At 32.7% G+C, this 17,488-nt stretch carries 16 protein-coding genes; 4 read left to right on the forward strand and 12 right to left on the reverse strand.

Annotated elements, in window-relative coordinates:
* Together ftsA and ftsZ are read left to right on the forward strand one after the other, a co-directional pair.
* The gene (gene ftsA / locus C6H31_RS05645; protein WP_104697845.1) at positions 1–1,386 is read left to right on the forward strand and encodes a cell division protein FtsA; all 1,386 of its coding nucleotides are present in this window, start codon (positions 1–3) and stop codon (positions 1,384–1,386) included.
* A gap of 30 nt (positions 1,387–1,416) precedes the next feature.
* Entirely contained in the window at positions 1,417–2,565 is a 1,149-nt protein-coding gene (ftsZ, locus tag C6H31_RS05650) for a cell division protein FtsZ (protein WP_104697846.1), read from the forward strand.
* Between the two features lie 135 nt (positions 2,566–2,700).
* Here ftsZ and rpoD read toward each other — a convergent pair whose 3' ends face one another.
* The 9 genes from rpoD to C6H31_RS05695 are packed head-to-tail and all read right to left on the reverse strand — an operon-like array spanning position 2,701 to position 10,693.
* Positions 2,701–4,554, reverse strand: a complete 1,854-nt coding sequence (gene rpoD, locus C6H31_RS05655) for an RNA polymerase sigma factor RpoD (RefSeq protein WP_104697847.1) — start codon at positions 4,552–4,554, stop codon at positions 2,701–2,703.
* Positions 4,554–5,342: a carbon-nitrogen hydrolase family protein gene (locus C6H31_RS05660; protein ID WP_104697848.1), complete on the reverse strand. Its 789-nt coding sequence runs from the start codon at positions 5,340–5,342 to the stop codon at positions 4,554–4,556. The genes rpoD and C6H31_RS05660 overlap by 1 nt, the downstream gene beginning before the upstream one ends.
* Positions 5,339–5,533 (reverse strand): exodeoxyribonuclease VII small subunit, encoded by a 195-nt coding sequence (gene xseB / locus C6H31_RS05665; protein ID WP_233709973.1) that lies wholly within the window; start codon positions 5,531–5,533, stop codon positions 5,339–5,341. Before xseB ends, C6H31_RS05660 begins: the two co-directional genes overlap by 4 nt.
* 10 nt (positions 5,534–5,543) lie before the next feature.
* A complete protein-coding gene (locus C6H31_RS05670; protein ID WP_104697850.1) occupies positions 5,544–6,926 on the reverse strand; it encodes a cation:dicarboxylate symporter family transporter in 1,383 nt (460 codons plus the stop codon).
* A gap of 2 nt (positions 6,927–6,928) precedes the next feature.
* On the reverse strand, positions 6,929–7,651 hold the full coding sequence (gene ubiE, locus C6H31_RS05675) for a bifunctional demethylmenaquinone methyltransferase/2-methoxy-6-polyprenyl-1,4-benzoquinol methylase UbiE (protein ID WP_104697851.1): 723 nt from the start codon (positions 7,649–7,651) through the stop codon (positions 6,929–6,931).
* The gene (gene argH, locus C6H31_RS05680; protein ID WP_104697852.1) at positions 7,641–9,032 is read right to left on the reverse strand and encodes an argininosuccinate lyase; all 1,392 of its coding nucleotides are present in this window, start codon (positions 9,030–9,032) and stop codon (positions 7,641–7,643) included. Before argH ends, ubiE begins: the two co-directional genes overlap by 11 nt.
* A 10-nt stretch (positions 9,033–9,042) precedes the next feature.
* On the reverse strand, positions 9,043–9,489 hold the full coding sequence (gene hemJ / locus C6H31_RS05685; RefSeq protein ID WP_324726560.1) for a protoporphyrinogen oxidase HemJ: 447 nt from the start codon (positions 9,487–9,489) through the stop codon (positions 9,043–9,045).
* On the reverse strand, positions 9,489–10,079 hold the full coding sequence (locus tag C6H31_RS05690; RefSeq protein WP_104697853.1) for an IMPACT family protein: 591 nt from the start codon (positions 10,077–10,079) through the stop codon (positions 9,489–9,491). The genes hemJ and C6H31_RS05690 overlap by 1 nt, the downstream gene beginning before the upstream one ends.
* On the reverse strand, positions 10,076–10,693 hold the full coding sequence (locus C6H31_RS05695) for an META domain-containing protein (protein WP_104697854.1): 618 nt from the start codon (positions 10,691–10,693) through the stop codon (positions 10,076–10,078). The genes C6H31_RS05690 and C6H31_RS05695 overlap by 4 nt, the downstream gene beginning before the upstream one ends.
* A gap of 378 nt (positions 10,694–11,071) precedes the next feature.
* Here C6H31_RS05695 and fliW point away from each other — a divergent pair, with 378 nt between their 5' ends.
* On the forward strand, positions 11,072–11,461 hold the full coding sequence (gene fliW / locus C6H31_RS05700; RefSeq protein WP_104697855.1) for a flagellar assembly protein FliW: 390 nt from the start codon (positions 11,072–11,074) through the stop codon (positions 11,459–11,461).
* A gap of 4 nt (positions 11,462–11,465) precedes the next feature.
* On the opposite strand, the gene C6H31_RS05705 is transcribed toward fliW, so the two are convergent.
* A complete protein-coding gene (locus tag C6H31_RS05705) occupies positions 11,466–12,476 on the reverse strand; it encodes a hypothetical protein (RefSeq protein ID WP_104697856.1) in 1,011 nt (336 codons plus the stop codon).
* Positions 12,477–12,536: 60 nt separating this feature from the next.
* On the opposite strand from C6H31_RS05705, the gene C6H31_RS05710 reads away from it, so the two are divergent.
* Positions 12,537–15,167, forward strand: coding sequence for a phosphoenolpyruvate carboxylase (locus C6H31_RS05710; protein ID WP_104697857.1), 2,631 nt, complete (start codon positions 12,537–12,539; stop codon positions 15,165–15,167).
* A 99-nt stretch (positions 15,168–15,266) separates the two neighbouring features.
* On the opposite strand, the gene lpxD is transcribed toward C6H31_RS05710, so the two are convergent.
* Complete coding sequence (gene lpxD / locus C6H31_RS05715; protein WP_104697858.1) at positions 15,267–16,232, reverse strand: UDP-3-O-(3-hydroxymyristoyl)glucosamine N-acyltransferase; 966 nt, start codon at positions 16,230–16,232, stop codon at positions 15,267–15,269.
* Positions 16,222–16,932, reverse strand: coding sequence for a triose-phosphate isomerase (locus tag C6H31_RS05720; RefSeq protein WP_104697859.1), 711 nt, complete (start codon positions 16,930–16,932; stop codon positions 16,222–16,224). Before C6H31_RS05720 ends, lpxD begins: the two co-directional genes overlap by 11 nt.
* Between the last annotated feature and the right edge of the window lie 556 nt (positions 16,933–17,488).

A 17,488-nucleotide genomic window follows, 5' to 3' on the forward strand; every position in this document is an offset into this window, starting at 1 on the left:
TTGGATAATAAGATTTTAGCAATTGATATTGGTTCAAGTAAGATATGCGCTGCTATTGCAGAAGTCAGGAATGATGAACCAAGAATCATAGGCTTTGGAGCTCAAAAATCTCAAGGAATTAAAAAGGGAACAATTGTTAATATTGAGCTTGCAAGTCAAGCAATTAGAAATGCTCTTATTGATGCAAAAAGAATGGCAGATGCAGAAAATATCAATCAAGCAATTGTATCAATCTCTAGTTCTTACACAAAAAGTTTTAATAGCTCAGGTGTTGTAAGTATTGCAAATGGAGGAGAAATCACCATCAAAGAGATTGGTAGAGCACTTGAAACGGCTTTGTATAACTCTACAGTTCCTGTAGAATGTGAAGTCATTCATATTCTGCCTTATAAATTTAAACTTGATGATCAAGATTTTATTGAAGATCCTGATGGAATGACTGGATCAAGACTTGAAGTTTTTACACACATTGTAGCTGCCAAAAAATCAAGTTTAGAGAATATAAAAAAGGTCGTAAAACTTGCTGGTGTTGAGGTAGAAAATATTGTATTATCTTCTTATGCCTCTTCTATTGCAACATTGCTTGAGGATGAAAAAGAATTAGGTGCTGCTTGTATTGATATGGGTGGCAGCACTTGTGAAGCGATGATCTATCTAGGCAACTCTATGCGTTATAATTATTTTCTTGGTGTAGGATCACAGCATATTACAAGCGATATCGCAGAAGCTATTCATACCTCTATCTCCGCAGCCGAAGAGATAAAAATTAAATATGCTGATCCTGATAAATTTGAAGATACAGCAGAATTTAGTGATCAAAGCTTGGAAGTTCCATCTATTGGCACAATGAAAAAGCATCATGTATCACTTGATACAGTGCAAAAAGTAGTCCATTTAAGGATTGTAGAAACTTTTAATATTTTATCTCAAGCTATTAAGAGAAGTGGTCTAGAAGATCAGATCGGAACACTTGTTCTTACAGGCGGTATGGCAAAAATGGTAAATATCATCAAGATTGCTGAGGTGTTTTTTAGAATCCCCATCCGTATCGCAAAACCTATAGCAATAGATGGGGTTTTAACAGAAGAATTACAAGATGAAAGCAATGCAACAATTATTGGTCTAATCCTTTATGGTATGGGAAAACACACAAACTACGAACGAGATTCTCAAAAACATATTCGCTATAAGAAACAAAGAGATTCTCAAAAACACTTTATTCAAAAGGGTAATGAGATCAATCATACAGACTTGAGAAATCTTGATCGTAATTTTGAAAAAGATGAAAAAAGTATAGAAAAACCTGCTATAATCTCTCAACAAAACCAAAAAAAAGAGAGTAAGTTTTGGCTTGCGGTGAAAAATTTTGCTAGTAAGATTTTTTAATATTTTAAGAATAGTTTAAGAGGGATGCCTATGTATCAAGAACAAATGCAGTTTAATTTGACGGAAATTTCAAATGTAGCTGGAGCTAAGATTATTGCAGTTGGCGTTGGAGGTGGGGGTTCTAATATGATTGCACATCTCATCAATACAGGAACCCATAGTGCCATTACTCTCATTGCAGCTAATACTGATATACAACATCTTAATAGCTCACCTGCGAAGCATAAGATAAAACTGGGTGAAAAACTCACAAAGGGCTTAGGCGCAGGAATGCTTCCTGAGATTGGAAAAGAATCTGCCCAAGAGAGCTATGAAAACATTGTCGAAGCTCTTAAGGGAGCAGATATTGTATTTGTTTCTGCCGGACTTGGAGGAGGAACTGGTACAGGTGCAGCGCCTGTTATCGCACAGGCAGCACAAGAAGTGGGTGCTCTCACAATTGCTGTTGTAACTAAGCCATTTTTGATGGAGGGCAATAAGAGGAGCAAAATTGCTGAAGAAGGACTCAAAGAACTTAGAAAATATAGCGATGGGGTTGTTGTGATCCCTAATGACAAACTTCTTACAATTATTAATCGTAACACTGGGATTAAGGATAGCTTCAAGGAAGTAGATGCTGTCTTAGCTCGTGCAGTTAATGGCATAGCAAATATTGTTTTGACTTATGGTAAGGATGATATCAATACAGATTTTGCAGATCTAAAAACAGTAATGAGTCACAAGGGATTGGCTCTAATGGGTGTAGGAGAATCTCAAGGTGAAGATGCTGCTTCAGAAGCTGTTAAAAAAGCTATAGAATCTCCTCTTTTTGATAATTTATCTATTAATGGGGCAAAAGGTGTGCTTCTTTATTTTGAAAGCCACCCGGATTATCCATTGCTTGAGATTAATCAAGCTCTAAGTTTAGTGAGAGAAGCTGCTAGTGATGATGCTGATATCATATTTGGAACTCAAACAATTGAGGATATGCCTAAAGATTTCTTGAAAGTTACTATTGTTGCAACAGGTTTTGAAAAAGAAGTCATTAATAACACTACGCAACCTACACAAAAAATACAAGAATCTCCTCTATTCTCACAACCTATTGATACAAATACAATTGTGAGAATAAGTGGTGGCGAAGACTTTGATACTGAAGATCTTGATAAGCCTACTTGGATGAGAAAAAGACAAGACTAATTGTCTCTTTTCTCTCTAAGAATTAGATTCCTTCCTATAAACTATAAGCTTAAAATTACCCCTTTAGAACATAAATAACTCTTTATTTTTTAAAAAGCATTAAGGGATTTTTATGCCTCATACAAGGCATAAAAATTATTCCTCAATATAATTTCTTAGCTTGCGACCTACCTTAGGATGCTTTAACTTTTTAATTGCACTAGATTCTATCTGCCTTACTCTTTCTCTTGTTACATTAAGTTCTCTTCCAATTTCCTCAAGAGTTCTATCACTTTCATCATCTAAAAGGCCAAAACGCATTCGAATTACTGCCTGCTCTCTTTCATTTAATTGGTCCAAAACCTCAAAAATTTGGGCTCTTAAATCCTCTTTCATGATTTGATCCATAGCATTTGTAGAATTTTTATCTTCAACAAAATCCCCAAACTTACCATCTTCATCACTTCCAATAGGAGCTTCCAAACTTACAGGTTCTTTTGTGATTTTAATCACATGTTTTACCTTATCAACACTCAAACCAACTTCCTGTGCAATTGTATCCACATCAGGCTCTTTTCCGGTTTCTTGAACATGCTTTCTCATAATCTTATGAATTCTATTGATGGTTTCAATCATATGAATAGGTATTCTAATGGTTCTTGCCTGATCTGCAATTGCCCTTGAAATTGCCTGTCTAATCCACCAAGTTGCATAAGTTGAAAACTTATAATTTCTCTTATAATCAAACTTATCAACTGCTTTCATAAGACCTATGTTGCCCTCTTGAATCAAGTCTAAAAAAGGTAATCCTCTATTAGTATAACGCTTTGCAATACTTACCACTAAACGCAAATTAGATTTAGCCATCTTGTTTTTTGCCTTATCAGAAATAAGCTTTCCACGCTTAATTTGCTCTAAAATTTCTTTAAGCTTTTCTGGCTCTAGATCAAATCCTCCTTCACTCGCCTCTTTTGTTTGGAATAACTTTTTAATATCCATATATACATTGACCATAGTAGCTTCAGGCACCGCAGCTAAAATATCATCCCTTGTCATATTAGTAATATTAGATAAAATTTTCTGATGATTTTGAACCAAAATATCATTAAACAGTGGTAACTTATACTCTAAGCGTCTTAGTTCCTTTTCAAATCCATCATCACTTTTTAGCGTATTCTCCATTGCTTTAACAAGCTCTGTAATAAGCTTACTTGTAGGTCCAAGATCCAGTAACTTCTCTTTTAAAATTTGTTGCTTATATGCTAATCCTAAAATATATAACCATTCATCTTCACCCTCTTCTAGCTGGGTTTCTAAAAACTTTAGCCAATCCTTTTTTGCAATATCCAATGCCTTAAAACTTTCAAGAACTTTATCTACTCTTTTTTGATCCTTTTTAGAAATAGGCTTTTTACTCTTTTCTTCACCATCATCATCTAAGTCATCATCTTCAGAGACATCCTGCCCTTCTTCCTCTTCTCTTTCATCATCAAAGCTTTTAAAGAGTTCTTTTACTCGTCTTTCTCTATTAATCAAAGCCTCACGATAATCATAAATAAAATCAATAAGATAAGGAACTGAGCAAATTGCATCTAAAATAATATTTTCCCCAAGCTCTATTTGCTTACTTAGCTCTACTTCATCTTCCTTAGTCAATAGTTCAATCTGCCCCATCTCTCTTAGATACATACGCACAGGGCTATCGCTTCTACTCCACTCTAAAAGCTCTCTTTCTTTCATTAAATCAAATTCATTATTAAGCTCTTCATCTAAGAATCTTTTTCTTTCTTCAGCCTGTTTGATTCGATCTTTAGTGTTTAACTTTTTTGCAAGTTCAGAGGAACTAATCAATTTTACATTGTACTTTTCACAATACTCTCTTATCTTCTTTACTTGCGCGCTAGTTGGCATTTTTCCTAAAACTTCTGCAACTTTCTCGAAAGATAAGAAATCACCTTGATTATCTTCAAAAACACTTTCTAACTTTTGATTTACATCTTTTATAGCCATTATTTCTTTCCTTTCATTAGTCTTCTAAAACCCCATTCTTTAACTTGAGAATCTATATCAGCCTTATGTATTTCAATATATGAAATACTTTCTTTATGGTCTAGTTTTTCTTCAATTTCTGCACTTGGGTTTACAACAAAACTCTCACCATAAAATTCACACTCTTGCCCTTGTATATTTACTTTTCCTACACGATTCACACGCACGACCATACAACCATTGCAAAGAGCCCTACTTCTACACAATATCTGCCATCTCTCACAGCTTTGAAATGTTGAAGCCGTTGGAAGTAAAACAATATCGACACCCTCCTCTTTTAACTTTAACCATAAAGCATCAAAATGAACTTCAAATCCAAATAAAACCGCTATCTTAAAGCCCTTGTGTTCAAAAACCAATGGCTTTTTTAAATTCTTTACTTTAGGGTTATCAAAAAATTTTTCTTCATTCCAATGTTCGTAATTAATTAATTTCTGTTGCAAGTAGAACTCTGTATTTTTGGCATCAATTACAGCAATTTCTTTAAAAATTTTATTAGAATCTACCCTAATGAGTGGGGCAACAATTTTAATTTTATAATCCTTTGCCATCCTTTGGAGCAAAGAAAGTTTTTGCACATAAAGTTGAGCAATAAGTTCTTTTGGAGTATCACTTAATTCATTAAAGAATAAATCAAAAGCATATTCCCCAAAAACTGCTATGCTATCCTTTTGCAAATGCTTAAAATAGCTTAGAAATACAGATTCTTTTAAAGGTAGAGTATTTGTCTGACATATTGCAATTTTCAATTTTCATCCTTTAGCGTATTCTTAATTTCTTCATATTCTATTTGAGCATTCTCCAACATTTCTTGTGCTTCTTTCAACTTTTTAAGCCCATCTTTATAAAGCTCCACTCCCTCTTTTAAATTCAAATTCTCTGAACCCAACTTTGCTAAGATATCCTTAACGCTCTCAATTTTTTGTTCAAAACTTTCCAAAATATATCCTTTAAGAGTTGTAAGTTTTTAAATCTAAGCTTTTTAATCCCTTATCTGTGCAAACAGAAGCAACCATAGCTCCTGATACATTGCTTGCAGTGCGTGCCATATCAATGATGGGATCAATTGCCAAAACTATACTCAAAAGCCAAAAATAATCACTAAAACCAATACCTGTAAGCATTATAGATGCGGCCATTGTTGCACTACCTGGTATTCCAGCAATTCCTAATGAACCAAGAATTGCAATTAAAATCACACTTACTATAAAAGAAAAATCTACAGGAACTCCTATGCTAAGGGCAATAAATACTGCCACCATTGCAGGAAAATAACCAGCGCAACCATTTAATCCAACAGTGCTTCCAATTGAAGCAACAAAGTTAGCAATACCACCACTTACTCCCATTTTATTTTGTAGGGTTGCAATTGTTAAAGGTAAAGTTCCTACAGAAGATCGACTACTAAAAGCAAAAATCCACACGGGAAAAGCTTTTTTTGCAAAGCTAAAAGGATTTAATCCTTGAGATGCCACAAGCAATAAATGCACAACAAACATAATAATCATTGCCAAATAAATTGCCATAATAAAACTTAATGCTCCTTTAATCACATCAAAACCATTTTCTAAAAACACCTCGGCCATCATACAAATAACTGCATAAGGCATAAAGCGTATGATAAAAAGTGTGGCATTCATAATGATTTGATGCAATGCTTGAATGAGTTTTTCAAAGACATTATAAGCTTCTTTATAAGCCTCACTCTTTGCCAAACTTCTTGCACTAAAACCTATAATGAAACAAAAAAATACCAAAGCAACGATATTATTTTTCATCATAGAATCCACAATATTGCTTGGAATTAGGCCTAATAAAATTTGCATAATATTTTTAACTTCTCTTATTTGCACGCTATCATTCATCAGGGCTACTGGTATCTTTAAATCAAAACACAAAGCTAAAAATACACCAACACCAGCAGCAATACCCACGCTTAGAAAAATCCAAAACATTGATCTTAACAAGAGAATAGAAACTTTTAGATTTTTATCAATTTCCAAGAGAACCTTAATGATTGAAATTGCTATGATAGGAATTACTAGCATCTTGATACAATTAACAAATGCTTGCCCAAAGAATCCAAGCCAACTCTTTACTTCCATAAACCAGATAGCTTGCTTACCCTCATCTCCAAAATAATTTGTTAAAAATTGCAAGGTTAATCCAAAAGCTAGTCCCACTAAGAGACCTATTAACATACGAATAGAAAAATCAACTTCCTTATCCTGCAATCTCTTTAGAATATAAAAAAACCCACAAAGACATACCAAAACAAGTGCTGTTTGATATTGGGACAGCATAAAAAAATTAAATAAAAAACTATTCTGCATTTTTACCTCTTTATAGCAATGATTAGGGTTGAAATTCCAGCACTATAACTCTTCACACTATGAATGTTAAATCCTTCTTTTTCAAGTTTAGAGGCCAAAACCTCTGTGCTTAGAAAATCTTCAATAGAATCTGGAAGATACTGATAGGCCGCATAATTTTTTGAAATAATTCCTCCTATAAAAGGTAGAATTTTTTTTGTATAAAAACCCATTAATGAATCAAGTATGTTCTTTTTTTGCTTTTTGGTAAATTCTAAAATGACTAAAACCCCATTTTGTTTTAACACTCTTGCAAATTCCTGAAAAGCCTTATTAATATCTACCACATTCCTAATACCATATGCAATAGATAAAATATCCACACTATTTGATGCAATCACACTAAGATCTTGCGCTTGAGCTAAAAAAAGTTCTACTTGATTCTTTTGATCTGTATTTTGGAGTTTTTTTTTGGCTATCTCAAGCATACCACTTGATGGATCCACACCTATAAATTTCACATTCTTATCTCTTGTAAAATTTTGCCAATGCAAGATCATATCACCCGTTCCACAGGCGATATCTGCAATAATTAAATTCTTATTTGGTTGCAACTCTAAGGATTTTTTGCAAGCCTCTTTGCGCCACTTGATATCAATCCCTAGACTTAAAACACGATTTGCTAGATCATAGCTTGGTGCAATGTCATCAAACATTTCTATAATCTTTTTTTGTTTATTGTCCATAGTTTTGAGTAATCCAATCTTGTAGAATTTTGATTTGTCTCTTGGTTTCACAGCTTGCAGTCCCACCTTGAGAATCCCTTGCATTCATTGAAGATTCTAAATTTAAAACTTTTTTTACTCCTGGCTTTATCCTAAAATCTAAGCTTAAAATTTCTTCTTCACTAAGCATATTAATATCTTGATTTTTAGATTCTGCGTAAGCGACAATTTTTCCAGTAATATGATGCGCCTCCCTAAAAGCAATACCGCACTCTCTAACCAAGAAATCTGCTAAATCTGTAGCACTTAAATGACCTATTTGTGCCATTTTTAACATATTTTCTTGAGAGACACTCATTGTCTCTAAAACCTCTTTTAAAATTTCTAAAGAAATTAATATTGTTTCTACACTATCAAAAACACCTTCTTTATCCTCTTGAGTGTCCTTATTGTAAGCAAAAGGCAAGCCCTTCATTACGCTTAAAAGTGCAAATAAATTTCCAAAAACTCTACCGCTCTTACCCCTTAATAATTCTGGCACATCAGGATTTTTTTTCTGTGGCATAATAGAACTGCCAGTTGCATAAGCATCTGAAATATTTATAAACTTAAACTCATAACTACTCCAAAGCACCAACTCCTCAGACACTCTTGAAATATGCATTGCAATCATTGAGAGATCATAAAGCAGATCAAGTGCAAAATCTCGATCACTTACTGTATCCATCGCATTTAGGGTTGGAGCTATAAAACCTAGTTCCTTTGCCATCATTTCTCTATCATTTTTGTAAGGAGTTCCAGCCATAGCACCCACACCCAAGGGAAGATAATTGTTTCTTAAATAACTATCTTTTAAGCGCTCTAAATCTCTCTTAAAATTTACACACCAAGCTACAAGATGAAAACCAAAATTAATAGGTTGTGCGTGCTGTAAATGAGTCATTCCTGGCATAATTGTCTGTGTGTGATCTTTTGCAATATTTAAAAGAGTGGTTATAAGATTTACTAAGAGCTTTTGAATTTTTTTGTTTGCTTCTAAAACATAGAGTCTAAAATCAAGTGCAACTTGATCATTTCTACTTCTTCCTGTATGCAGTCTCTTTCCAACATCCCCAATCTCCTGAATTAGGGCTTTTTCAATTGCCATATGGATATCTTCATCTGCAATATCAAAGATAAATTCTCCGCGCTCTATTTTTTCTGCAATACTATCCAATCCCTTATGAATTAGCAAAAGCTCATCCTCTGTTAATACGCCTATTTTACAAAGCATCTTTGCATGAATTTTAGAGCCTAAAATATCATATTTCCAAAGTTTATAATCAAAAGAAATAGAAGCATTAAACTCCTCTAATAACCTAGTATTTGAAGTATTAAATCTACCACCCCATAATTTTGTCATCATTTTCTCCCTAAAACTTTAAAACAACACAAATAGCAATCACAATCAAAAGAATTGTAGGAATTTCATTATAAAAACGGAAAAATTTTCCACTTCCTGGAATCTTACCTTGTGCAAATTTTTTAAGATAAAACCAACAAGAAAAATGATAAACCAAAAGTAAAATCACTGCACTTAGCTTGATATGAAACCACATACCACTTTGAAAAATATTGATTGGATATGTAACCATCAAGGCAATACCGCTTATAAAAGTAATTATCATAGCAGGCTGTGCGATCATATAAAATAGCTTACTCTCTTGAATCATAACCACTTCTAAGAAACCACGGTTTGAGGAATGCTCGCTATGATAAACAAAAAGCCTTGGTAAATAAAACAAGGCTGCCATCCAAGATATTATTGCAATAATATGCAAAACTTTCATCCATTCAAAAAGTGTAACACTACCCATCATTAACCTCCTAGATTATGTTGCAAATCATAGTATTTAGAAAGAAAAATATCCAATTTCTCTTGCATACCACAAACCCTCAAAACCACACTATCTGCTCCAAAATTATCTTTAGTTATTTCAATCCCTAAAGTCTTAGCTATATACTCCACTTTATTCAATAGAGCATAAGGGCATTGTATTTCTTCTTGTTTTTGGATCACATAGTCCTTTAGCAAACACCTCGTCTGCGCATCCTTAATACAAGACACCACACTTTGTGTATATGCGCGCACCAATCCACCAACACCAAGCAAAGTTCCACCAAAATAGCGCACTACAATAGCAGCGCTATTTATTAGATCATATCCTCTCAAAACATTTAACATGGGCATCCCAGAACTTCCTTTTGGCTCTCCATCATCACTAAATCTTTCAACAATCTGCCCTTTTTCCATCAAGCGATAAGCATATACAAAATGAACAGCTTTTGGATGTTCTTGCTTTAGGTCCCTCATTTTCATTTCAAACAAATCTGATGAAAAGACAAAACCCAAGAACACGGATTTTTTTACCTCAATGCTATTAAAAATTTCCTGTGAGATAATCTTCATCTAGCTTTCAGATAAATCTGCACATCCTTATTTTTTAAAATCATAGAATCTTTACCCTTTTTTTCTACGAAAAATATATTCTTCAAAATTCCAGCAAATCGTAACTCAAAAGTCATCACCTGTGATGGACTACATAGCTTCCTTGTGATATTTACCTCATAAATTTCAATATTATCTGCATCTTTCCAAGAATAATCCGCAGAGAAATTATTACAAGCAGCAACACCAAAAATCTTGTTTTGGCTTGTGTTAAAGGTTAGAGTAGAAACTTCTTTAGTCTGTGCCAGCTCTTGTAAATCTTCTAGGGTTCCCTCACTATTTTTCTCCATATCATCCTGTGGTGTCATTTCATCTATAAAATCTTGAGTGTTTTCCCCATCCTGGTTTGATTCTGCATGCATACCTTGACTATCACCTTCTTCTTGTAGTTTTTGCAAGGCCAATTCTCTAAGCCCGCCAACACCAAGATATTCCTGACCATGAATAACAATCTTTTGTATTTCCCAATTATCTTGAGAAAAACTACCTTGAAAAATATTAAAAAACGAACAACCAGCTAAAAAAAATGTAGCCAAAAAATAGAAAAATAATCTTACCACCTGAAGCTCCAACATAGCGCCTAGAAACGCTTATAAAGTAAGTTGTATTCTATCAAAAAGTAAATAAAGAAAAGCTTAGTATTCCCCACAATCTTTGGAAAATTGAACAAAAATTTTTAGGCTTTTTATAAAAAAATTAAAGAATGGATTCTAAAAACACTCCAATGAGTAGGTAAAAAATTCCTTACATTTTTTGCAAAAATTCCATAAATTTTTAAATCAATCCTCTGTTATCTCTTAAATCATTACAAAAAATTAAAAAATGCTAAGACACCTAATTTTGTTTCTTTTCTCAATAATTTAATTATGCTTCTAAACCCTTTGCATTAAGTTTATACATACTTGGCACATTTTTTGCTGGTCTCACAATACATCATCAAAAAGGAGTCACAAATGAATTATGACCTCAAATCACCAATCTTAGGTTTTGAGCATATTGAGAAAGTAAAACTTGAAAAAATAGATCAGATGTTTGCCAAGATTACAAACCAAGAACAGCATTTTGAAATCTATTTAGTTAATCCTTATGAATTAAGAGAATATTCTTTTGATATTCCAAAGAATATTGAACTTTTACTCTCCTTAAATGCAAATTCTAAAGTTGAAGTTTATTGCGTGCTTGTATTACAAAAAAATCTTGAGGATTCTTTAGTGAATCTCCTGGCACCTATTGTGTTTAATCATGATAATCATACAGCAGCGCAGGTAAGCTTGCTTATTTCTAATTATCCTAGCTTTAGCTTCAAAGCACCTCTTTGCTCCTTTGTTAAAAAGAGTGCTTAAAAACCTAAAGCCCAAGTGCTTTTATCTGTTTATAGCTTGATGAAAGCACTTGTATAAGTCTATCTTCATCCTCAAGATTTTTAATACTAACAGAAAGCAACTCCCTTGCTTGATTCTCATCATATCCTATTTCTTGCAATACAAATGAGGGTCTAAAAAGCCCAAATAAACACTCTTGTCCATTTACACCATAAAAATCTTGAATAAAAAGATCTTGCAACATTAAGCGAGCTTTTATGCCAAAAAATCTTAGAGCTAGAGTATTTAAAGCACTATTTTTTATATCCACAAATAAATCAATATCCCCCTTTAATCTTTCTTTGAGTTTATTGAAAAAAGTTTCTCGATTAAAAGGCTTGATTTTTTCTTGCTTTTCTAAAGCCATTACAAAAGCCTTATAGATACTATTTTGCGCCAAAACAAAAGGGATATCAAAACTTTTTTTCGATAGAAATAAGCCATAATTTCTAGCTAGCCCCAAAGATTCTCCACTTAATAAAAAGATAATTTTTTCATCCTTTATTTCTAGTCTTTGAGAAAGGCTGACACTTAAACTAATATCTACAATCAAAGTAAAATCTTGTAGTTTTTGGTTAAGATAATGGAAGATTAAATCTATATCATTCAAACTAAAAATATCTTGATTGATAACTGGAATTACAAAAACCTGACACTGCTCCCTTATGGCTAAATCTAAAGAAATAAAATCAAGCATTCCATCTTTTTTTTGAAGATTAATTTTATGCAACTGCATCTGCCTTGCACTTGAGACTATTTGTTGATGATTTCCAATACAATAGGCAATCTTTTTTTTTGCAAAAAAACCAAAAAGGCCTAAAAAACTCCAAAAATCAAAAGTAATAGGAAATGTAAAATTAGCCCCAAAGATACTACAAAGTCTTTTTTGATCTGCATCATCTGAAACAAAAATAGGAGCATTGGGATATTCTTGATCTAGAAAAATTTCATTTGCTTGCTTACTACAAGGATAATTATGTAAAAAATCAAGTCGCATTTTTTCCCTTTTTTGGTGATTATTATATAATGGCAGAGTTAAAAAACAACAAGGCTTAAAATGCAGAATTTCCAAAAAGAAAAACAATTCATTCTAAATATTATGATGAATATGCTTAAAGATACCGATACAGTTTGTGCTAATTTTTTTTCTTCTCTAAACCAAATATTAGAAGAAAAAAAATCCACTCAAGAATTACTCCATAATATAATTACAAAAGACAAAACTCTAGAAGTAATCAAAGCCTTTTCTCTCTATAATATTTTGCTAAATATTATAGAAGAACGCTTTAATATCCACACAAAAAAACCTCTTGAGAAGTTAAAAAAAACTTATGAAGAACTCATAGAAGAGGGTTTTAATCCAAAAGATATTCAAGAAGTTCTGGAGAATATGAAGTTTTATCCCGTATTTACAGCCCATCCAACAGAATCTAGAAGAAGAACTTTTTTAGAAGCTCATCACTCTATTGATGAGGATTTGTATAAAATTTTTGATTTAAAAGAAAATGATCGGGTAGAAAATATTAATTACCGTCTGCATTTATTATGGCAAACAAGCCTCATAAGAAGCCAGAAGTTAGAAGTATTATTTGAATTAGACAACCTCTTATATATCATCGAGACTACTATTCTTGATAGCGCTCAAGATGCTTTAGAGATACTCTCACAGATTCTAAAAAGACCACTCCAAAAATCTCCTATTGAACTTGGAAGTTGGGTTGGGGGTGATAGAGATGGAAACCCTTTTGTAAGCAATGAGCTCATGATACAAGTAATGAAAACTCAACATAAACTTATTATTAATCTTTATATTAAAAAAATTAATGCCTTAATTAGAGAATTATCCATCAATAAAAACTTTTGCAATATCTCTAAAGACCTTTATCAAAGTATTGAAGAAAATAAAGATTATCTAAACTCAGAAAATAAAGAACTGTATAAAGATGAGCCCTTTAGATCCATGCTTATATTAATGAGAAAAAAACTTGAAAATCGCCTTGTTGGTATTAACACAAACTGGGAAGTAGATTTTGTTTATAAGAATGCATCAGAATTACTTAGTGATATTGATATGCTGATAAAAAATCTCTCTAAAACCTGTGCAAGAAAACTCAATGAATTAAGAAATTTAGTTTTACTGGGAGATTTTTATCTCTTAAAACTTGATTTTAGAGAACATAAAAGTGTATTTCAGAATGCTATCAGTGAGATTTTTTGCTTACTTGGAATCTATAATAGTGGCTTTAACACTCTTGAGAATAATAAAAAAATTGAAATCCTTAATCAAGCATTAGAACATCCTATCATAAACCTCTCCTCACTCACTAAAGACCTTAGCCAAGAAACTCAAAATGTAATTGATATCTTTTCTTCTATTCAATGGGGTAAAAAAAATCTATCTGATGAAATTATTCGATCTTTTATTTTATCAATGACAACTGATGCTAGCGATCTTTTATGCATCCTTTGGTTTGCAAAGCAAACAAAGCTATGGATTCCAAACATCGAGGCAAAAATCTCTATCACTCCCTTGTTTGAAACCATTCAAGATTTACAGCATGCTAAAGAAATTATTGCTACACTTAGCCAAAATAAGCATTATGCAACTTATCTCAAAGATTGTAATTCTTGTCAAGAAATTATGGTGGGTTATTCTGATTCTAGTAAGGATGGAGGTATTTTTGCAAGTAACTATAACCTCTATAATGCAATTACAGATCTAATCAAGCTAGGCGAAACATTGGGAATTAGGTTTTTACTTTTCCATGGCAAGGGCGGAAGTGTCAGTCGCGGAGGAGGAACATTAGATTCTGCTCTTTTAGCATCTCCTCCAAAAAGTGTTGCAGGCTTATTAAAAGTGACAGAACAAGGTGAGATGATTAGCTCTAAATATCTTAGTCCAATTAGTGCCCACTTTAATCTTGCCAACACCTTGAGTGCTCTTTTGAAAAAATCTTGCTATGATACCTATTTTCCAGAGCAAACTTCTCATCAAAAAATTTCAGATACACAAACAATAAAGGTTATTTCAGAACAATCCTATCGCTTCTATAGAAGACTTGTTTATGAAACCAAAGGCTTTATTGATTATTTTAAGCAAGCCACTCCTATTGAGTTTATCCAACACTTAAATCTAGGATCAAGACCAAGTAAAAGAAAAGATACTCAAAGAGTTGAAGACTTACGCGCAATTCCTTGGGTTTTTGCTTGGACTCAAAATCGTAGCATTATTCCTGCTTGGTATGGCTTAGGAAGCGGACTTGAGGCAATCAAAGACAGAAGTTTATTACGGCATTGCTATTTAGAATCTGATTTTTTCAGATCCACACTAGATAATATATCTCAGGCATTTTTAAAAGTAGATTTAGATATTGCAAAACTCTATAATGATTTTGTAGAAGATAGCAATCTTAAGAATACAATTTGGAATCTAATAGAAGAAGAATATAAGCGCACAATGGATATTATGCTCTATATTAGAGATGAAACAAAACTATTAGACACGCAACCTGATATTAGAGAATCTATTTTTATGAGAAAGATACCTGTAAGTGCGCTTAATCTCATTCAAATTGAACTAATTAAGCGTTACCATCAAGCAAACTACCCTCAACAAAAAGAAAGACTGATGGAAGAAATACATAGCACTATTGTAGGTATTGCTCAAGGAATGAGAAATACAGGATAAAACTAGAATTACTAGCCAAACAGATATAAGTCCAAATCTCTTTTTTGGACTTATCTTTTTTAGACTTCTTTACCTGTTTCTCCAGAAAAATAAACAATCCTACTTATTTGCTTGCTTTTTTAACATACGCCTTAAGCTAACATAAAACTTCATCCATTCATCTAATTCCATTAATGGATGCCCGCCCCACTTTGTATGTGGTGGAAGATTTTTCCCTACCGCACCTCTTCCTGCTATGGTAACAAAATCTCCAATATGGATATGCCCTCCTGTTCCAGCTTGTCCTCCCATAATCACATTTCTACCTGTCGTAGTAGATCCTGCTATTCCAACTTGAGAAACAAGAATACTATGAGGACCAATCACACAGTTATGACCAATTTGCACCAAATTATCAATTTTAGCCCCTTTTTGTATCCTTGTCTCACCAAATACTGCACGATCAATTGTATTGTTAGCCCCAATCTCTACATCATCCTCAATAACTACACAACCATTGTGTTCAATCTTAATATGCTCTCCATCCTTTGTGTGTGCATATCCAAAACCATCGCTACCAATGACACTTCCTGCATGAATGATGACATTATTACCAATTTGGCTATCTCGATAAATAACTACATTAGGATAGATTTTACAATTCTTACCCACTCTCACATTATCACTAATCACAACCCCTGCCATAATTTCAGTCCCATCTTCTATAATGACATTTTTTCCTAACACAACATTTGGCATCATCTTTACATTATTACCGATAATAGGATCTTTTCCAACCCCACTAAATTCTGGCTTTTTAAAAAAATGTGAGATTTTTGCAAATGCTAAATGAGGGTTTTCCACAAAAATAGCTTGAATATTTGAGGGTATCTTTTCTTCATACTCTTTTCTGATTAAAACAGCACCTGCTTTTGAATCTTTTAAGTCTTTTAGATACTTATTTTGATCTATATAACTAATTTGATTGGCATTTGCTTTATCTAGAGGTGCTATCCCCTCAAGCTCAAAATCATTCTTTATAAAACACTCTTCCCCTATTTTTTCCAAAATTTCACTAAGCTTCATTCGATACTCCTCTTGCTATCTCTATCATCTCAATAAAATTTGATACATCCAAAGCAGCACTTCCTACCAAGACACCATCTACCCCATCAATACTAAGTATTTCTCTAATATTTTGCAATTGAACACTGCCCCCATACAACAAAGGCTTATTAACCTTAGATCTTAAAAAATTATGCGTTTGATAAATTTCTTGTGTTGTAGCACTCACACCTGTACCAATTGCCCATACAGGCTCATAAGCTACAATTAAATTCTCATACTCTAAATCAATTCCTCTAAATTGAGTAGTCAAGAAACTTTCAATAGCTTCTTGTCCTTGTTTTCTAACCTCTAAACTCTCTCCTATGCAATAAAAGATCCTAAATCCTTCTTTTGCAAAGAAATCAAATTTCTTAGCACACACTTCTTGGCTTTCACCAAATATATTTCTTCTCTCACTATGCCCTATTAAAATATTTTTAATCCCAAAATCTCTTAAAGCTTCTAGTGTAATTTCTCCTGTAAAGGCGCCATTTAAAGCACAATAGGCATTTTGTATGCCCATATCAAAATGATTTACTTTTTCTTGCAATGCAAAACTTGATGGGAATATATATACCCCCTCCTTAGGTTTTTTCACAAGATAAGAATCTAAAGTTTTAAAATACTCCCTAATACCATTTAAAGTAAGATTTGATTTAAAATTTGCCGCTAATATCATGCTTTCCTCGAATCATAAAATTTTTAGATTCTAACATAACTTACTCTCACAATAATCTCTTAGCAGCATCAATCTCTTTGGCTTTTAAAACTTTTTAATCAATGGGTTTCTTTTAGTGATTATTTTCCCTCTCCTACCACCACTTAATAGGAGTTCATTATGAATATGCTAAAACTTTCAAAAAAAGCATATTTTGTTGTATAGTTTGTTGTGTAACTTGTTAAAGATTTGTTTAAAAAAAAATCTTTAAAAAATAAAAAAAATTAAGTGGTGGCAAGAGAAAGAAAGTATGAGTTGTTTAAATCTATGAATTAAAGACGATGATGATTAAAAATCAAATCATTGAACAATAAATCATCAATTTAAAGAATCTTCAAACTTCTAGTGGAGTAAATCCTTAAATTAATCATCAATTAAAATAAAAGTTATCTTGATTTTTCTCTTTATTTTAAAGAACATTGATGCATTGCATCTTTTAGTTTTTTCCCTCCTTGATTGATTGTTTGAGTTTAATTATTTCTACCCTAACTCTTATTTTTAGAGTTAGGGTTTAATA

The organism is Helicobacter sp. 'house sparrow 1' (genome assembly GCF_900199585.1).
Taxonomy (GTDB): Bacteria; Campylobacterota; Campylobacteria; order Campylobacterales; family Helicobacteraceae; genus Helicobacter_H.